This is a genomic window from Streptomyces sp. NPDC051776 (genome assembly GCF_040681345.1).
Lineage (GTDB): Bacteria > Actinomycetota > Actinomycetes > Streptomycetales > Streptomycetaceae > Streptomyces.
The window spans coordinates 11,249-28,907 of sequence record NZ_JBFAYQ010000014.1; the positions used below are offsets into that span (position 1 = coordinate 11,249).

Annotated in this window: 12 protein-coding genes; 1 reads left to right on the forward strand and 11 read right to left on the reverse strand. The window is 71.0% G+C overall.

Going from position 1 to position 17,659, the window contains the following annotated elements:
* Positions 1–215: 215 nt before the first annotated feature.
* Both AB0M26_RS13805 and AB0M26_RS13810 read right to left on the reverse strand, forming a co-directional pair.
* Positions 216–956, reverse strand: a complete 741-nt coding sequence (locus AB0M26_RS13805; protein WP_365259482.1) for a response regulator — start codon at positions 954–956, stop codon at positions 216–218.
* Positions 953–5,215, reverse strand: coding sequence for a HAMP domain-containing protein (locus tag AB0M26_RS13810; protein WP_365259802.1), 4,263 nt, complete (start codon positions 5,213–5,215; stop codon positions 953–955). Before AB0M26_RS13810 ends, AB0M26_RS13805 begins: the two co-directional genes overlap by 4 nt.
* Positions 5,216–5,445: 230 nt before the next feature.
* Here AB0M26_RS13810 and AB0M26_RS13815 point away from each other — a divergent pair, with 230 nt between their 5' ends.
* Positions 5,446–7,377 carry a SpoIIE family protein phosphatase gene (locus tag AB0M26_RS13815; RefSeq protein WP_365259485.1) on the forward strand — a complete coding sequence of 644 codons (1,932 nt, stop codon included), beginning with the start codon at positions 5,446–5,448 and terminating at the stop codon, positions 7,375–7,377.
* Positions 7,378–7,568: 191 nt separating this feature from the next.
* Here the strand turns inward: AB0M26_RS13815 and AB0M26_RS13820 are convergent, their stop codons facing one another.
* From AB0M26_RS13820 to AB0M26_RS13860, 9 genes are all read right to left on the reverse strand, one after another.
* Positions 7,569–8,657 carry a S8 family peptidase gene (locus AB0M26_RS13820; RefSeq protein ID WP_365259488.1) on the reverse strand — a complete coding sequence of 363 codons (1,089 nt, stop codon included), beginning with the start codon at positions 8,655–8,657 and terminating at the stop codon, positions 7,569–7,571.
* 389 nt (positions 8,658–9,046) lie between these two features.
* Positions 9,047–9,652 carry a TetR family transcriptional regulator C-terminal domain-containing protein gene (locus AB0M26_RS13825; protein ID WP_365259492.1) on the reverse strand — a complete coding sequence of 202 codons (606 nt, stop codon included), beginning with the start codon at positions 9,650–9,652 and terminating at the stop codon, positions 9,047–9,049.
* Between the two features lie 227 nt (positions 9,653–9,879).
* Positions 9,880–10,740, reverse strand: a complete 861-nt coding sequence (locus AB0M26_RS13830; protein ID WP_365259495.1) for a 3-hydroxybutyryl-CoA dehydrogenase — start codon at positions 10,738–10,740, stop codon at positions 9,880–9,882.
* 167 nt (positions 10,741–10,907) lie between these two features.
* Positions 10,908–12,080, reverse strand: a complete 1,173-nt coding sequence (locus AB0M26_RS13835; protein WP_365259498.1) for an acyl-CoA dehydrogenase family protein — start codon at positions 12,078–12,080, stop codon at positions 10,908–10,910.
* Between the two features lie 43 nt (positions 12,081–12,123).
* The gene (locus tag AB0M26_RS13840; RefSeq protein WP_365259501.1) at positions 12,124–13,296 is read right to left on the reverse strand and encodes an acyl-CoA dehydrogenase family protein; all 1,173 of its coding nucleotides are present in this window, start codon (positions 13,294–13,296) and stop codon (positions 12,124–12,126) included.
* A gap of 90 nt (positions 13,297–13,386) precedes the next feature.
* On the reverse strand, positions 13,387–15,447 hold the full coding sequence (locus tag AB0M26_RS13845; RefSeq protein WP_365259504.1) for an acetate--CoA ligase family protein: 2,061 nt from the start codon (positions 15,445–15,447) through the stop codon (positions 13,387–13,389).
* A 1-nt stretch (position 15,448) separates the two neighbouring features.
* Positions 15,449–15,640, reverse strand: a complete 192-nt coding sequence (locus tag AB0M26_RS13850) for a ferredoxin (RefSeq protein ID WP_365259507.1) — start codon at positions 15,638–15,640, stop codon at positions 15,449–15,451.
* 14 nt (positions 15,641–15,654) lie between these two features.
* Positions 15,655–16,947, reverse strand: coding sequence for an NADH-ubiquinone oxidoreductase-F iron-sulfur binding region domain-containing protein (locus tag AB0M26_RS13855; protein ID WP_365259510.1), 1,293 nt, complete (start codon positions 16,945–16,947; stop codon positions 15,655–15,657).
* A complete protein-coding gene (locus AB0M26_RS13860) occupies positions 16,944–17,351 on the reverse strand; it encodes a hypothetical protein (RefSeq protein ID WP_365259513.1) in 408 nt (135 codons plus the stop codon). The genes AB0M26_RS13855 and AB0M26_RS13860 overlap by 4 nt, the downstream gene beginning before the upstream one ends.
* Positions 17,352–17,659: the final 308 nt, after the last annotated feature.

Sequence of the window (17,659 nt, forward strand, 5' to 3'; positions counted from 1 at the left end):
CTCGTCGGCGCCGGAGCGTACGGGCGTGCGGCCGCTCATCGATGTGGCCTACCTCCGGCCCCCTCACGCCAGCCGTGGCGAGCCCCGGCGAAGGCGCTGGACGAGGCGCGCCGGCGTGAAGCGGCGCCGGCGTCGAGCGGCGCTGCAAGAGCGGGGGCAGGGGGCCGGGGCGCGGGCCGGAGGACCCACGCCTCAACGCTCCGTCGGACGCGGGGTCAGGAGGAGTCGCCGCGTACGCGCAATGTGTCGACCGCGTGCTCCATCTCCGAGATGCGGTCGGCCAGCCCGGTCGGTGCCTCCCCCTCCACGTCCCGCAGGAGGAGCTCGATCTGGGCGAGCCGGTTGACGATCTCGGTCAGACGTTCTCCGTCATCCGCGTCGTCCGCCGTGGCATCGCCCCCTGCCCCTGCCCCTGCCCCGGCTCCGGCCCCGGTCTCGGCTCCGGACTCCACGTCCTCCTGCACCTTGTCCGCCTCGGCCTCTTCCGTCTTCTCCTCCGACCTGCCCTCGCCGACCAGCAGGCGCCTCAACTGCTCTGCCTGCGCCGCGAGTTGGCGGTTCTTGCGGTGGAGTTCGAGGAAGACGTGCACTTTGGTGCGCAGCAGCCACGGGTCGAACGGCTTGGTGAGGAAGTCCGCGGCGCCGACGGCATACCCGCGGTATGCGTAGTCGGTGTCGGCGTCCGTGCCGGTGAGCAGGATGATCGGCACGTCCTTGGTCTGATCGAGCCGTTTGATGTTGGCCGCGGTCTCGAAGCCGTCCATGCCGGGCATCAGCACGTCGAGCAGGACGACCGCGAACTCCTGGCGGAGCATGGCCTTGAGGGCCTCCTCGCCGGAGTGCGCGCGGACGACCTGCTGGTCGAGCGACCCGAGTACGGCTTCCAGCGCGACGAGGTTCTCCTCCATGTCGTCGACGATGAGGATGCTCGACTTCTCCGATGCGCTGGTGCTCATGAGCCCTTCCTCGGTGGTTTCCTTCCGCCCTTCGGCTGGTTCTTCGCCGAACCGGACTTCTTGGTTCCCTCGGTCTTGTCCGCGCCGTCCTGTGTCTTCTGCTCCGCCCTCTCACTCGACCTCGTCGTCCCGGCGGTGCGCCCGGTGTCGCCGTCGCCGCCCTCCGGGTCGTCGTGCCGGCCGTCCGCCGCCGTACTCGTGTCCGCCTCGTTCTCGAGCAGCTTGCAGACCGAGGACAGCAGACGGTCCACATCGACGGGCTTGGGTACGTAGTCCGAGGCGCCGCTCTCGATCGCCTTGTCCCGGTCGCCCGGCATGGCCTTCGCGGTGAGCGCGATGATCGGCAGACCGGCGAGCCGCGGAGTGTTACGAATCGCCCCGATCGTCTCGTAGCCGTCCATCTCGGGCATCATGATGTCCATCAGGACCAGCGACACCTCCGGATTCCGGTCGAGGACCTCGAGGCCCTCACGGCCGTTCTCCGCGTACTTCACCGTGATGCCCACCCGGCCCAGGACGTGGGTGAGTGCGAAGACATTGCGGATGTCGTCGTCGATGATCAGGATCTGCCGGCCCGCCAGGAGCCGGCCGGGACGCCCGCCCATCCACTCGGTCAGCCTCGGCGCCTCCCCGCGGGCGCCCTCGTAGTCGGAGGTGAAGGCCGGCCCCGCACCGTCGCCGTCCGGCCCGGTGACCCGGCTCGGCTCGAAGTCGGCGCCGGGCGGGAGCTGCGAGGGCAGGGGCGCGGGCGCCGCGGGTGCGGGAGGCGGAGGCGGCGGAAGGGCCGTGGTCGCGGCCGTGAGCGGCTCGGTCGCCTGCTGCGGCTGGGGCGAGACGGCCGGGTAGTGCGACGGGATGAAGAGCGTGAAGCGCGAGCCCACGCCCTCCTCGCTCTCCGCGGTGATACGGCCGCCGAGCAGCCCCGCGATCTCCCGGCTGATGGACAGGCCCAGGCCCGTACCGCCGTACTTGCGACTGGTGGTGCCGTCGGACTGCTGGAACGCCTCGAAGATCACCGGCAGTTTGTCCGGCGGGATACCGATGCCGGTGTCCTCGACGGTGAACGCGACGACGTGATCGGCGGCCCGCAGCGCCGCCTCGTCGAACTCGGCGCCCGAGACGCGCTCCACGCGCAGCTCCACACCGCCGGACGAGGTGAACTTCACCGCGTTGGAGAGCAGATTGCGCAGCACTTGCTGGAGGCGCTGCTCGTCGGAGAACAGCTCCCGGGGCACGTCGTCGGCTACCGAGACCTCGAAGGTCAGATTGCGGTCGTGGGCGAGCGGACGGAACGTCGCGTGCACGTAGTCGAGCAGCTTGGTCAGCGGCAGCTTCTTGGGGTGCACGTCCATCCGGCCCGCCTCGATCTTGGACAGGTCCAGGATGTCGTTGATGAGCTGGAGGAGATCGGAGCCGGAGCGGTAGATCGTGGCCGCGAACTGCACCTCCTGCTCGGACAGCCGCTCGTCGGGGTTGTCGGCGAGCAACCGGGCCAGCACGAGCAGGGAGTTGAGCGGGGTGCGCAGCTCGTGCGACATGTTCGCCAGGAACTCCGACTTGTACTGCGAGGAGGTGGCCAGCAGCGCGGCCTTCTCCTCCAGCTCGGCGTTGGAGCGCTGCAGTTCGTCGGCGCTCTTGCGCAGCTCGGTGGTCAGCCGCTGGGATTCCGAGAGCAGCGACTCCGTACGGGAGTTGGCGATGATGGTGTTGATCGAGACACCGATGGTGTTGACGAACTGGTCGATGAACGCCAGGTGGACCTCGTTGAACTTGCTGAACGAGGCCAGCTCGATCACGCCCAGCACCTCGTCCTCGAAGAGGATCGGGAGGATGACGATGCTGGCGGGCGGCGCGGCGCCGAGGCCGGAGTTGACGGTGATGTAGTCCGGCGGGACGTCGGTGATGAGGATACGAGTCTTCTCCAGGGCCGACTGAGCAATCAGGCCACGACCGATCGTGCCGTTCGCGGTCTGGGAGCTGCTGCCGCCGGCCGCGTCCGTCCCGTATCCGGCGATGAACTGGAGCCCCTGGCCGGGCTGGGCGCCCGCCTCCGCCAGGAAGAACGCGCCGAACTGGGCGTTCACCAGCGGTGTCAGCTCGCGCAGGATCAGATCGGCGACCTCGACCAGGTCGCGGTGGCCCTGCATCAGACCGGCGATACGGGTCAGGTTCGACTCCAGCCAGTCCTTGGCGCGGGTGGTCTCACGGAGGTTGGCCACCATGAGGTTGACGTTGTTCTTCAGCTCGGCGACCTCGCCCTCGGCCTCGACCTGAATGGATCCCGAGAGGTCGCCCTTGGCGACGGCGCTGGCGACTTCGGCGATCGCACGGACCTGCGTGGTGAGGTTCGAGGCGAGCTCGTTGACGCTGGTCGTCAGCCGCTTCCAGGTGCCGTACACGCCCTCGACACGGGCCTGGCCGCCGAGCTGCCCCTCGCTGCCCACCTCGCGGGCGACGCGGGTGACCTCGGAGGAGAACGAGGAGAGCGTGTCGACCATGGTGTTGATGGTGGTCTTCAGCTCCAGGATCTCGCCGCGCGCGTCCACGTCGATCTTCTTGGACAGGTCGCCCTGGGCGACGGCGGTGGCGACCTGGGCGATGTTGCGGACCTGGGAGGTGAGGTTGTCCGCCATGAAGTTGACGTTGTCGGTGAGGTCCTTCCAGACGCCGGATACGCCGCGTACCTGGGCGCGTCCGCCGAGGCGTCCTTCGGTGCCGACCTCGCGGGCCACGCGGGTGACCTCGTCGGCGAAGCCGCGGAGCTGGTCGACCATCGTGTTGACCGTGTCCTTCAGCTCCAGGATCTCGCCGCGCGCATCGACGGTGATCTTCTTGGACAGGTCGCCGTCGGCGACGGCGGTGGTCACCTGGGCGATGTTGCGGACCTGGGACGTCAGGTTGAGCGCCATGAAGTTGACGTTGTCGGTCAGGTCCTTCCACACGCCCGAGACATCCCTGACCTGGGCCTGACCACCCAGGTTTCCCTCGGTGCCGACCTCGCGGGCCACGCGGGTGACCTCGTCGGCGAAGGCGGAGAGCTGGTCGACCATCGTGTTGATCGTCGACTTCAGCTCGAGGATCTCACCCTTGGCCTCGACGGTGATCGTCTTGCCGAGGTCGCCCTCCGCGACGGCGGTGGCGACCTGGGCGATGTTGCGGACCTGGGAGGTGAGGTTGTCCGCCATGAAGTTGACGTTCTCGGTGAGGTCCTTCCAGACGCCGGATACGCCGCGTACCTGGGCGCGTCCGCCGAGGCGTCCCTCGGTGCCGACCTCGCGGGCCACGCGGGTGACCTCGTCGGCGAAGGCGGAGAGCTGGTCGACCATGGTGTTCACGGTGTTCTTCAGCTGGAGGATCTCGCCCCGCGCGTCCACCGTGATCTTCTGGCCGAGGTCGCCCGTGGCGACCGCGGTGGTCACCTGGGCGATGTTGCGGACCTGGGACGTCAGGTTCGACGCCATGAAGTTGACGCTGTCGGTGAGGTCCTTCCAGACGCCGGATACGCCGCGTACCTGGGCGCGTCCGCCGAGCTGTCCCTCGGTGCCGACCTCGCGGGCCACGCGGGTGACCTCGTCGGCGAAGGCGCGGAGCTGGTCGACCATGGTGTTCACGGTCAGCTTCAGCTCCAGCAGCTCACCCGTGGCCTCGACCGTCACCTGCTGGGTGAGGTCGCCTCTGGCCACCGCCGTGGTGACGACCGCGATGTCGCGCACCTGGGCCGTCAGGCGGGACGCCATGGTGTTCACGGCTTCCGTCACGTAGCGCCAGTCGCCCGAGAGCCCCTGGACCTTCGCGCGGCCGCCCAGACGTCCTTCGGTGCCGACCTCCCGGGCCACCCGGGTCACCTCGCCGGTGAAGCGCGAGAGCTGGTCCACCATGCGGTTCACGCCGAGGCCCAGACGGCGAAGGTCGCCGCGGAGCTGGCGGTTGCCGTCGTGCAGGTCCACGTGCTGGGTCAGATCCCCGTCCGCGACCGCGTCGAGCACGCGGGTCGCTTTTCCGACCGGGACCACCAAGGCCTCCAGCAGCGTGTTCGTGGTTTCGACGTTCCGGGTCCAGGCGCCCTGGCCGGGGCTGGCGGATATCCGCTCGTCGAGCCGGCCGTGGCGGATCATCTCGCGCCGCACGCGTTGGAGCTCCAGGGCCAAGTGGTCGTTACGGGCCACGATGCGGTTGAAGACCCCGGCCATCTCGGCGGCGATACCCTCGCCGCCCGCGTCGACACGTACGGTGAAATCCCCGTCGCAGAAAGCGCTCATTGCGGCGATCAACGGGCGCAGCTCTGCTACCCGCACCCAGGGCCCCTCGTCAGGGGCAGGGCCCGGAGGACCTGTGGTGTCCGGTGATCGACTGGTGGTGGACGCTGATGCGGGCGGGGCGGGATCGAGTGCCATAACAGCCCATTCTCAGTGATCTTACTTGTACGGGCGTGTCCTAGTATAAGACTGCGAAAAGAGACCGAATTCCCGGTAGCTTCCCAAGGTCGCCCATGGAGCCCTCGCCCTCGTTTCCGCGTGTGTTCGTGTCACGGACGAGCTTGCCCTCGGACCGGCTGGCGGCGTCCGCGGCCCGGGGTTTCGTGCGCTCGGTGCTCGTGGAGCATGTCGCTTCCCCCGACCTCTCCTCCGTTGCGATCACCGACCGCTTCGTGGACGATGCCGTGCTCCTCGTCGACGAATTGGTGACCAATGCCGTGATGCACGCCGGGACCGAAATCGAGGTCATTATCCGGCTGGAGGCCGGGCTGAGATTTCCCGCCACCGTGGCCGCCGAGGCTGGCGAAACCGGGTCCACGGAGAAGCGGCCGGGTGTCGTCGTCGAGGTGGTCGACCACCATCCGTCCAGCGCCGTGAGCCGGGGTACCGACGCGCGGCACGGACGGCGGGGCCTCGGCCTCCAAGTGGTGGGAGCGCTGGCCGAATCGTGGGGAGTGACGTACCGGCAGACGGCGAAGACCGTGTGGTTCCGCCTGGAGGCCGGGTCGGAGGAGTCCGAGGCGCTCCTGCCGGTCGGCGCCGGGCGCCGGTCCGGCGCGCGGGCCCCGGATCAGGCCGCGCCCGACCGGGCCGCGAAGGCCACGGAGGCCGACGGGTCACGCTCGGTCGTCTCCGCCCGGCGCGTCGACCGGATCGGACCGTCGTTTCTCGCCGAGGCCAGCGAGCTCCTCGCCGGGCAGCTCGACGAGGACATGGTGGCCGCGCTCGCCGGGCAGCTCGTCGTACCACGGCTGGCGGACTGGTGTGCCATCTGGCTGAGCACCGACGGAGGGCGGATGCGCCTGTCGCGGATCTGGCACATGGACGAGCGGATGATCGAGGCGCTGCGTCCTGTGCTGGAGAGGGACCCACCGCCCGCCAGCCTGCGTGCCGCCGGATTCCCCTGGCCCTGGCCGTGGCCCGATGATCGCGACGCCGACGGGGCGGGCGGTTCCGTCCTGGCGTTCCCCCTGGTCACCGCCGGTGCCTGTCAAGGGGTGATGCTGCTCGGCCGGGCCGGCCGCATGCTGATGAGCGACAGCGTCGTCCGCAAGGTCGAGGATGTGGCGCGCCTGGTCGCTCAAGCGGTGGTCACCGCCCGCCAGTACACCCGGCAGACCACGATCAGCCAGGCGCTCCAGCGCCGCCAGCTCCCGCCCTCCCTCGCCCGGGTCCCGGGTGTGGAGACCGCGATCGTCTACGAGCCGTTCGCTGAGGCCCAGACCGTCGGCGGCGACTTCTACGACCTGTTCCCCATGGGCGGCCGCCGCTGGTGCTTCCTGCTGGGCGACGTCCAGGGCAAGGACCCGGAGGCCATGTCCGTGACGGGCCTGGCCCGGCACCTGGTCCGGCTGCTGGCGCGCGAGGGGCACGGCGTCGAGTCCGTCCTCCACCGGCTGAACATCGCGATGGCCGAGGAGAGTGCGGAGGCGGTCGCATACGGGGGGGAGCAGGCGCACCCCCGGTTCCTCAGCCTCCTCTACGGGGAACTCGAACCCGACCCCGTCGCCGGTGGTGCGCGCTGCACCGTCGCGAGCGCAGGGCACCCGCTGCCGCTGCGGCTGTTCCCCGACGGGACGGTGGAACAGGCGGCGGATCCCCAGATGCTGTTGGGCATCGACAGGAGCACCCGGTTCAACGCCAACTCCTTCGACCTCGCGCTCGGCGAGACCCTGCTGTGCGTCACCGACGGAGTGACCGAACGCCGCAACGGCAACCGGCAGTTGGACGACGACGACGGCTTGTCCGAGGTGCTGCGTGCATGCGTCGGCATGGGCGCCATGGCGGTGGCCGAACGGGTGCGGCAGGTGGCCCACGACTTCGCTCCGGAGCCCATGGAGGACGATCTCGCGGTGCTGGTGATGCACGCCGTACGCGGTCCCGTGCGGGCGACGACCGGGCCGCAGGACGACGCCGCGAGCGCGGCGCCCGAGACCGGTGTCTGAACGGAGCCCGAGACCGGCGTCCGAACGGAGCCCGAGACCGGCGTCCGAACGGAATGCGTGTCCCATTCGCCTCGTACCCGCAACGGGCGGGACGAGGCAGCACGGTGCGTGAAGCGTGAAGGCAGCCTTGCGACGCCGGCAGCCGCTTGACGTCCGGTGTCGGGGTCGGGCCCCTTCGTCAGAAGCACTCGTCAGAGAGCGGAGACGTTGAGAAGCCGGTTCGGGGTGTCCGAGGGCACTCCGTGCAGCGCGCCGCGGGAGGCGTGGTCGGTCAGCCACTGATGGATCCGGGCGGGCGCCGCAGTGGGGTGGGCCGACAGAAAGAGGGCGACCGCGCCGGTGACATGCGGTGCCGCCCAGGATGTGGCGGTGTCGTCCCATGTCCCCTTGCCCCCTCCGTTCAGGGCGCTGGTGATGTGGTCGCCGGGGGCGTACAGGTCGACGCAGCGTCCATGGCCGGAACCGTGGTCGGTGTCGTTCCACGCCCGGTCGCGGCGGGTGGAGGCGGCCACGACGAGGGCCTCCCGTACGCCTGCGGGGGAGTGTTTGCAGGCGTCGTCGCCGAAGTTCCCGGCGGAGACGACGGCGGTCACGCCGGAGGCGATCAGACGCCGTACGGCCGCGTCGACCGCCCGCGTCTCGCGCTCCAGGTTGAGCGACATGTTGACCACGGCCGGCTTCCGGGCGTGCGTGCGGACCCAGTCGACGGCCTGGATCAGCTTCCTGTCCCGGACCGCATCGGGGACGGGCTTCCGGCCTTCACTGCATTCAATGCCCTGCACGCGAACGAGCCGGGCCTGCGGAGCGACCCCGAACCTCTCGCCCGCGATGACCCCGGCGACGAACGTACCGTGCCCGGTTCCGTCCGCATCGGCGCAGTCCCAGCCGGCCTCCTCCCTGTAGAAGTCCGCGCCCGCGGTCGCTCGTCCACCGAAAGCCTTGTGCTCGATGTCCAGCCCGGTGTCGATGACATACGCCGTGACACCCTTGCCCGTCGCACGGGTGGTGAGCTTGCCGTCCAGCGGGGGAGTGCGCTCGTCGAGGCGGTCCAGATTCCACGGGACGTCCTCCCGTCCGGGTCCGGCAGTGACCGGTCCGGGGCCCGAAGGCCGTCCGTCACCCGCAGGTCGCGACGGCGTCGGGGACCGTGATGCGCTGCCGTGCTCCGAGGAACCGGTCGGGCTCGCGTCGGGGGTGGTTCCGCCGGCGGCTGTGCACGCGCCGACGACCAGACACGCAGTCGCCGCGGTCACTGCGCGCAGGATGATGCGATGTGTCATCGGGCTCCCTCTCTCAGGCGTATGTCATCTGGAGACGGGGTCCCGTACCGGCCGGTTGCCCGCCGGGCACGCCCGAGAGCCTGAATGAGTACCGCGATCGCGCGACTTGAGTAGTGCCCAGCAGAGGGTGTCCGGGTCGCGGCGCGGTCAATTCCTCAGCAGAGCGTCGAGAACGGGGCCCGCTCCTGGGCCGGTTGACGCCCGGCGTCGTGTGGGCCCGCCGACACGCGCATGCGCCTGCGGTACGGAAGGCGGCGGGGGCCGGCCGGGGTCGGCTCGTCGCTGCCCCCGGCGCGCGCCGGACGTGTCGTGCCGACGTACCCGCGCGAGGCGAAGGCGCCGATCGCGGCGCGGAGCACGGTCGCCCGGCGCTCCCGCAGCCCCGTGGCTCAGATCGCGGGGAACTCCGGCGGTACGCCGAGGGACCCCGACACCGCACCCCAGATCGCCGCCTTCGCCGCACCCAGGCTGATCCGCGGGTCGCCGAGCATCAGGCGGATGCCGAACCCGTCGCACAGGGCGAGGATCAGCGTGCTCGTCTCGTAGACATCTCGCGCGGCGAACTCACCGGACTCGATGCCGCGCTCCAGCGCATGGCCCACCCACGCGTGGAGCTGGTCGTAGAGGTCGACGGCGAACTCCCGGGCCGCGTCGTCGCGCAGCGCGCGCACCCACAGCTCCTGCCAGAGCCTCCAGTCCTGCTGGAGCTCGGGGTCGGTGGGCAGGAGGCTGTGCACGATACGGGCCAGGATGACCGAGGCCGGAACCGTATCGGCATCCCGCTCCACCTCGGTGGCCGTGTGGGCGAAGGAGTGGGTCATCGCCTCGGAGAAGAGCTTCTCGCGGTTCTCGAAGTGATAATGCAGCAGGGCCGTCGACACCCCCGCGTGCTCCGCGACCATGCGCATACGGATCTTTTCGAATCCGACCTCGGCGATCACTTCGCATGCGGCGGACAGGATCCGCTCGCGCGTTTCGATCGTGCGCTCGGTCATGGACACGGTGCTGCTCCCCGATCTCGTCGTCTCCGCAGGGCTTCCCTGCGAACGTCCGGCCTCGTCCCGGGGCCTCGCCCCGGTTTCTCCGGGCCCCTCCGGCCGACTTCCCGGTGCTCCGCCCGGGTCGCCGGGGCGGCGCCCGGCCCCCGCCTGTCTCTCATCTTCGCGCATCGCGGTCGCCGCCGGGATCCGGACGTCCGGCCGAGGGGGCGATCACGCGACGCTCATCGGTACGTATGGAAGCCTCTGCCCGCTTTGCGCCCGAGCAGACCCGCGTCGACCATTCGTGCCAGCAGCGGTGGCGGCGCGTAGAGCGTCTCGCGGAACTCCTCGTACATCGACTCCGCGATGGCCTGCGTCGTGTCCAGGCCGATGAGGTCGGTGAGGGCGAGGGGGCCGAGGGGGTGCGCGCAGCCCAGCGTCATGCCGCGGTCGATGTCCTCCACCGAGGCGATACCGGACTCCACCATCCGTACGGCGGCGAGCAGATACGGGATGAGCAGGGCGTTGACGATGAAGCCCGCCCGGTCCCGGGCGCGGATGACGGTCTTGCCCAGCACCTCGGAGGCGAACGACTCCGCGGCCTGCGTCGTCGCCTCGCCGGTCAGCAGCGACGGCACCAGCTCCACCAGAGGCAGCACCGGAACGGGATTGAAGAAGTGGAGGCCCACGACCCGCTCCGGGCGTGAGGTGGCCGCGGCGAGCTTGATGACGGGGATGGAGGAGGTGTTGGTCGCCAGGATCGCGTCCGGCCGCTTCACCGTGGTGTCCAGCCGGGCGAACACCTCCAGCTTCGCCTCCTCCTTCTCCGCGACAGCCTCGATGACGAGGTCGCGGTCCGCCAGCTCGTCCATGTCCGCGGTCACCCTGATACGGGCCAGCGCGGTGTCCCGGTCCGCCGCGGAGAGCTTCCCGGCCCTGGAGGCCCGTTCCAGGGAGCCGGCGATCTTCTTCCGTCCGGCCTCCGCCGCCTCGGCGGACGCCTCGACGACCACCACGTCCCGTCCGGCCCGTGCGCACACCTCGGCGATACCGGATCCCATGAGGCCGCAGCCCACGATCCCGATGTGTTCGATGTCGGGCATCGTCCCTCCTTCGGCTCCGAAGTTCCTCTTCGGCTCTCGGTTCTTCGGCTCTGCAGCTCGATGTCGCGGCATCTCGCGGGAGCCGCCGCCCGCTGCATCGCGGCGGTGGCGGTGCGGCGCGGATACGGGCGGGCCCCGGCCGGTGGTCAGGGGCCCGCCTCCCGCTGTCAGCCGGCCGTCGGCATGTGCAGAACGCCCGTACCGCGCTTGATGAGTTCGCCCGCGACGATCAGGCGCTGGATCTCGGAGGTCCCCTCCCAGATGCGGTCGACGCGCAGCTCGCGGTAGAGCCGCTCGACGGGGTAGGAGCGGTCGTAGCCGCGCCCGCCGAAGATCTGCACACAGCGGTCGATGACGCGGCCCGATGCCTCGCTCGCCGCGAGCTTGGCGATGGCGGCCTTGGCGTGGAGGGTCTTGCGGTCGGCGTTCGGCTGGTCGGCTTCCCATGCGACCTGGTGGGTGTAGGCGCGGTTGACGGCGATGTCGACGGCGCAGTCGGCCAGCATGCCCTGGACGAGCTGGAAGTCGGCGATCCGGGTGCCGAACTGCTTGCGTTCCACGGCCCAGTCACGCGCAAGCTCCAGCGCACGCTCGGCCGCACCGATGGTCCGGGCCGCGATCATCAGCCGCTCCTCGGTGAACCAGGAGCGCGTGATGTCGTAGCCGTTTCCCACACCGCCGAGCACCGCGTCGTCCCCGACCTGGACGTTGGTGAACGTGAACTCGGGGTGCTCGTAGACGAAGGTGTGCATGAACCGGGGGACTCGGGTCATCTCGATGCCCGGGGTGTCCTTGTCGACGAGGAAGAGCGTCGGCTCCCTCTCCTCGCCGGCCGCGGCCAGCACGATCATGAAGTCGGCGTGGTCGCCGACGGTCACGAACCATTTCTCGCCGTTCAGCACCCAGCCGCGCTCGTTGCGCGTCGCGGTCGTCTCCAGGTTCTGCGGGTCGGAGCCCGCGCCCGGCTCGGTCACGGCGTAGCAGTCACGGCGCGCGCCCCGGATGACCGGGACGAGGAACCGCTCGCGCTGCTCGGGGGTGCAGAAGCGCAGCGCGTTCGCCGGGCGCCACACCATGTCCCACAGCGCGCCGGTCAGCCGCCCGAGCGCCTCCTGAACGGTGGCCTGCTCCAGAATCGTGAGCCCGGCGCCGCCCCACTCGGTGGGCATGTTGATCGCCTGCAGCCCGCTCTCCAGAACGGCGTCGCGAATCTCGGCGTGTGCCTGCGGGGTGAGACCGTTGTTCTCCTCGCAGTCGAGCTCGTACTTCATGATGAACTCGGTGAGACCGCGTGCGGCGCTCCGGAGTTCCTCCTGACGGGGGGTGAGACGGAAGTCCATGTCATTCCTCGCGGGTTGGTGTGGGTGAGCGGGGCGGGGGGGGTCAGGAGGTGGGCAGCCTGAGGGCCCGGGTGCCGCGCTTGATCAGCTCGTTGGCGATGATCAGGCGCTGGATCTCGGAGGTGCCCTCCCAGATGCGGTCGACGCGCAGCTCGCGGTACATGCGCTCGACGGGGTAGGAGCGGTCGTAGCCGCGTCCACCGAAGATCTGCACGCAGCGGTCGATGACGCGGCCCGCGGCTTCGCTCGCGGCGAGCTTGGCCGTCGACGCCTTGGCGTGGAGGGTCTTGCGGTCGGTGTTCGGCTGGTCGGCTTCCCATGCGACCTGGTGGGTGTAGGCGCGGTTGACGGCGATGTCGACGGCGCAGTCGGCCAGCATGCCCTGGACGAGCTGGAAGTCGGCGATGCGCGTGCCGAACTGGCGGCGTTCGACGGCCCAGTCGCGGGCCAGCTCCAGGGCACGCTCCGCGGCGCCGATGGTGCGGGCGGCGATCATCAGCCGCTCGTCGGTGAACCACTCCTTGGTCAGTTCGTAGCCGTTGCCGACACCGCCGAGCACGTCCTCGTCCGGGACGAAGACTTCCGTGAACGTGAACTCCGGGTGGCCGTTCACGGCGCTGTGCATGAAGCGGGGCAGCCGCGTCATCTCCACGCCCGGCGCCTGCTTGTCGACGAAGAAGAGGGTGGCTGCCTTCTCCGGTCCCGCGTCCGCCTGGACGAGCAGGAAGTCGGCGATGTCACCGCACGTCACGAACCACTTCTCGCCGTTGATCAGCCAGCCGCCGTCCGTACGGGTGGCCGTGCTCGTGCCCGACGACGGATCCGAGCCCGCCCCCGGCTCGGTCACCGCGAACGCGTCGAACCGCTCGCCCCGGATGACCGGCAGCAGATACTTCTCCCGCTGCTCCTCCGTGCCGTGGGCCAGGACGTTGGCGGGCCGCCAGGGGATGTCCCACAGACAGTTGGTGGCCTTGCCGAACTCCTCCTCGACGATGACCTGATCGAGCAGGGACAGCCCCGGACCGCCCCACTTCGCAGGCATGTTGATGGCGAACACACCGGCGTCGATGGCCGCGCGGGTCAGTTCACGGACGGTCTCGACGGGCAGCGGGCCGCCCGCCTCCTCGGACTGATCCTCGTAACTCATCAGCAGCCGGGCGTACGCGGCGGCGCGCGCTTTGAGGTCGGCCTGCTCGGGGGTGTAGCGGAAGTCCATGCGGGGTCCTTTCCGGGGCGGGGGGCTGCGGGGACGAGGCGTGGGTGCGGACGGGAGGGGAAACCTACGATGACGGGCGCGGAACGGCGTTCAGCCGAGGACGGCGCGGGAATCCAGAGCCAGGACGCCGTCCGGGCGGACGAGCAGCGGATTGACCTCGAGTTCCGCGATCTCCGGGTGCGCGGCGGCCACTTCGGTGATGCGCGCGATGACCTCCGCCGCGGCGGCGACGTCCACGGCGGGGCGGCCGCGCACCCCTCCGAGGAGCGCGGACGAGCGCAGACTCCACAGCAGGTGAACCGCGCGGGCGGCGGGTACGGGGGCCAGCGAGAAGGCCACGTCCCGGAGCGTCTCGGTGAGCACCCCGCCGAGGCCGACCATGGCGACCGGGCCGAACCGCGGATCACGGTTCACACCCACGATCAGCTCCAGCCCGTCCGCGAGGTCCGCCATCGCCTCGACCGAGTACGACGGCGCACCCAGCCGGGCGTGCATCGTCCGGTACGCGTCCAGCAGTCCCTCCGTGCCGTCAAGCCGCAGCGCGACACCACCGGCGTCGGACTTGTGCAGGACATGGAGCGCCTTGAGAACGTACGGGCCGTTGAACTCCTCGGCGGCGGCCAGCAGTTCGGCCTCGGTGCCGATCTCGCGGGCCGGGGGAAAGGGGACCCCGGCGTCGGTGAGCAGCGCCCGCACCCCGTGGTAGCCGGGGTCGCGCAGAGGAGCCGCGGCCGCGGGGAGCGGGGCCACACCGGGGCGGTCGAGCCGCTCCTCCGCCGTCAGCGCGGCCAGTGCGCGGGCGGCGTCCTCCGTCGCGTCGAACACCGGGACTCCGGCGGCGGACAGCGTCCTGCAGGACGGTGACTGCGGATACATCGACTGCACGACCAGCGGCTTGCCCGTCGACGCACGGTGGGCGACGATCTCGTGCGCGGCCTCCTGCTCGCCCGCGGCAAGCGCCATTCCGCCGCCGCCGAGGCCACTGCCCGCGGCCGAATAGCCGCCGAAGTAGCCCGTCATCAGCACGGCGTCGACCTCCTCCGAGGCCATCAGCCCGCCGACGGTGTCGGCGTAGGAGCGCGGGTCCTGCTCGCCCATCCCGGCAAGGTCGACCGGGTTGCCGACCGCCGACTGCTCCCACAGCACGGACTTGAGGCGCACCTTCGTGTCGGGACCGAACTCGGGCACGGAGAGGGCCGCGGCCTCGGCGGCGTCGGCGGCGATGACGCCGTGGCCGCCGCCGTCGGTGAACACCGCGGTGCGGCGCCCCACCCGACGGCGCGTGCCGGCGAGCGCGGCCAGGACGACCACCATCTCGCGGGGCGTGGCGACGAGTTCGACCCCGGCGTCCCGGCACGCGGCGGCTACGACATCGGCCGAGGTGGTGAGCGCCCCGGTGTGCGACTGGGCGCTGCGTGCCGACGCGGTGCCGCGCCCGGCCGTGAGCAGCACGACCGGTTTCCCGGCCGCGGCGGCGGCCTCCGCGAAGGCACGTCCGTCACCGAAGTCCTCGGCGTAGACGGCGATGGCGCGTGTGGCGTCGTGCCGGGCGCAGTCCTCGACGAGGTCGACGAGAGTGACATCCGCCTGGTTGCCGAGGGAGACGAAGCGGGAGAAACCCAGACCGTGCGGGTCGCAGCGGAGCTGGAGTTCGAGCGCGAGGTTGCCGCTCTGGCTGAGCAGGGCGATACCGCCGGGCGCGAAGGTGTCCGAGGCGAGGTAGAGCTCGGTCGTGTTGTCCGCGATGCCCAGGCAGTTGGGCCCGACCAGGACCGCACCGGCGTCCCGTACGTGTTCGGCGATCGCCCGCTGACGCGCGAGCCCGGCGGCCCCGGTCTCGGCGAACCCGGCCGTGATCCCGACGATGGCCCGGGCCCCGCAGGCCAGGGCATCGTCGACGGCGGCCTCGAACCCCGGGCCCGGGACGGATATCACCACGAGGTCGACGGGGTCGCCGATGTCGGCGAGGGAGGTGGCCGCGGTGCGACCCAGAACCGTACCGCCACGGCGGTTCACCAGGTGGACGGGGCGGCGGTCGGGCGCGCGCAGGGCCTGGGCCGCCACCGCGTGGCCGTACTTCGCCGGGTCGTCGCTGGCACCGAGGACGGCCACGGACTTGGGGTCGAAGAGCGCCGTCAGGTCGCGCCCCATGTCATTTCTCCAGCCGGAGCGCGGAGTTGGGGCAGGCCTCGACGGCGGCGCGGGCCGCTTCCTCGTCCCCGGGAGGGACGTCCCGGGCGACGATGTTCGCGTAGCCGAACTCGTCCAGCTCGATGAGGTCGGGCGCGGGTTCCTGGCAGAGGCCGTAGCCCTGGCAGCGGGTGGAATCCAGCAGCAGCTTCACGGTCGTTCCTTTCGCTACGGCGCGGGGGAGGGGCGGGGGATCCCCGCTTCGGGTGAGCGGATCCCGGTGATCTTCGGGACTGGTACGGCGAGGCGGCGGCCGTCGGGAGGAGAGGAGGCGCAGCCCGGGCACGGGCCGTCCAAGTGCGAGCGGACCAGCGACGGGAAGATGCGCAGCAGGCTGCCCGCAGTGCCCGCCGACGCGTCCAGCAGGCCGCAGGCTCCGCGCCCGGGCAGGGCGGCGGACCAGCGGAGCAGCTTGTCGGGGGCGTCGGAGTCCGCTCGGCCCCGGGTCAGAGCGGCCAGGGTGGTGCTGATCGAGGAAGTGCCCGCGACGCAGATGCCGCACTGGCGCGCGCTCTCGGCCGCCAGGTGGTCGACCGCGTCGGCGGCAACGGAGGCGGGGCACTCTCCCGGCCCCAGGAAGCGGATGGCACCGCAGCCCAGGGATGTACCTGCCGCGGCCAGGGAGACGGGGTCGAGCGGCAGGTTCAGGGAGTCGGCACCGATCAGCCCGCCGAAGAGACCGCCCATGAGGGCGCCGCGCGCGTCAGGGGTGCCCTGGGCACCTGCGAGCTCCCGCAGTGTCGTGCCGTACCGCGCCTCGGTCAGCAGCGGCTGTGCGGTTCCGCTGGAGAGGGTGAGGAGGGTGGACCGGCTCGTACGGTGGCCCCGGTCGTCGGGCCGGGCCGCGATGAGTGCGATCCGGGCGAGCGTTTCGACGTTGGAGATCAGCGTCGGCCGGCCCCCGACGCCCTCCTGGTACGGGCGGGGCGGCTTGGAGGTGGGCAGTGCGGGCCCGCCGTCGATCCGGCGGACCACGGCGGTCTCCTCACCGGCTACGTAGGTGTGGGCGGTCTCGATCACCTCGACGGGGACGTCCGGCGGCCACTCGCCGAGGGCTGCCTTGACGCGCTCGCCGGCCGCGGGGTCGGAGACGTAGACGTACGCGGTCCGGGCGCCGGTGATCGCGGCGGCGCGGGCGAGGCCGTCCAGCACGAGGTGGGGGCGGGCGCGCAGCAGCCAGCGGTCCTTGGCCGAACCGGGCTCGCCCTCCTCGCCGTTGGCGACGACGACCGGGGCGTCGCCGGCCTCGCGTACGGTCCGCAGCTTCACTGCCGCGGGGAACCCCGCGCCGCCTCGGCCGCGCAGACCGCACTCGGAGATCCGCTCCAGGAGCTGCCCGGGGGTGAGCGCGTCGGCGTAGCCGCCCGCCGCGACATAGGCCCTGGCGCCTTCCGTCGCCGTGGGGTCCCGGCCGAGCAGTCCGGTGCGTGCTTCGGGCATCAGGGTCTGGATCCCGGTCATCCCCCGCCTCCGTTTCGGGCCTGTGTGCGCAGGGTCCGCACCGCGGATTCGAGGGCACTGCGGTCCTCCGCCGTCCGGCCGTAACCGGAGCCGCGCAGGCCGATGAGCATGCGGTGGTGGTCGAGGACCACCTCTCCGGCGATCAGCGCGGCCTGCGGATCGCCGTGGGAAGTGCCGTCGGCGACGGATGTGACGAGTGCGGTGACTTCGGCGAGATAGCGGAGCCAGCGCCGCTCGGTGCCGTGGAGGATCAGCTTTTCCACGCGGCGCCGCTCGGCGGCCGCGAGGTCGGGTGGTGCCGGGGCGGGCTGCCCGGGCGTGCGCAGGACGGCGACCGTCGACGGCAGTTCCTGCTCCGGTTCGGGGGTGAGCCCGAGCCAGACCGGACTCCGACGACCGCTCATGCGTGCCTCCGGGTTGAGTTCGGGGAGCCGTTCCCGCTCGCCGCCGAGGGGGAGGTGCGGCGCGGTACGCCTCCCGCGTAGGGATGTGGGTGCCGGTGGTCCGGCGCGGTGTGAGGGGTGGGACGTGACCCGGGTGACGGGTGGTGTCCGGGGCTGCCGGCCGGTCTGCCACGGGCATGGCCGGGGGCGGCTGTGGCGAGTAGGCTAACTAATCAATTAGTCAGTCCACAAGTCTTGACAGTGCGGAACCTCACCCTCAGTCTGACTGACCAATTAGTTAGCTCGGGTTTCCGGTGCACATCCCGGCC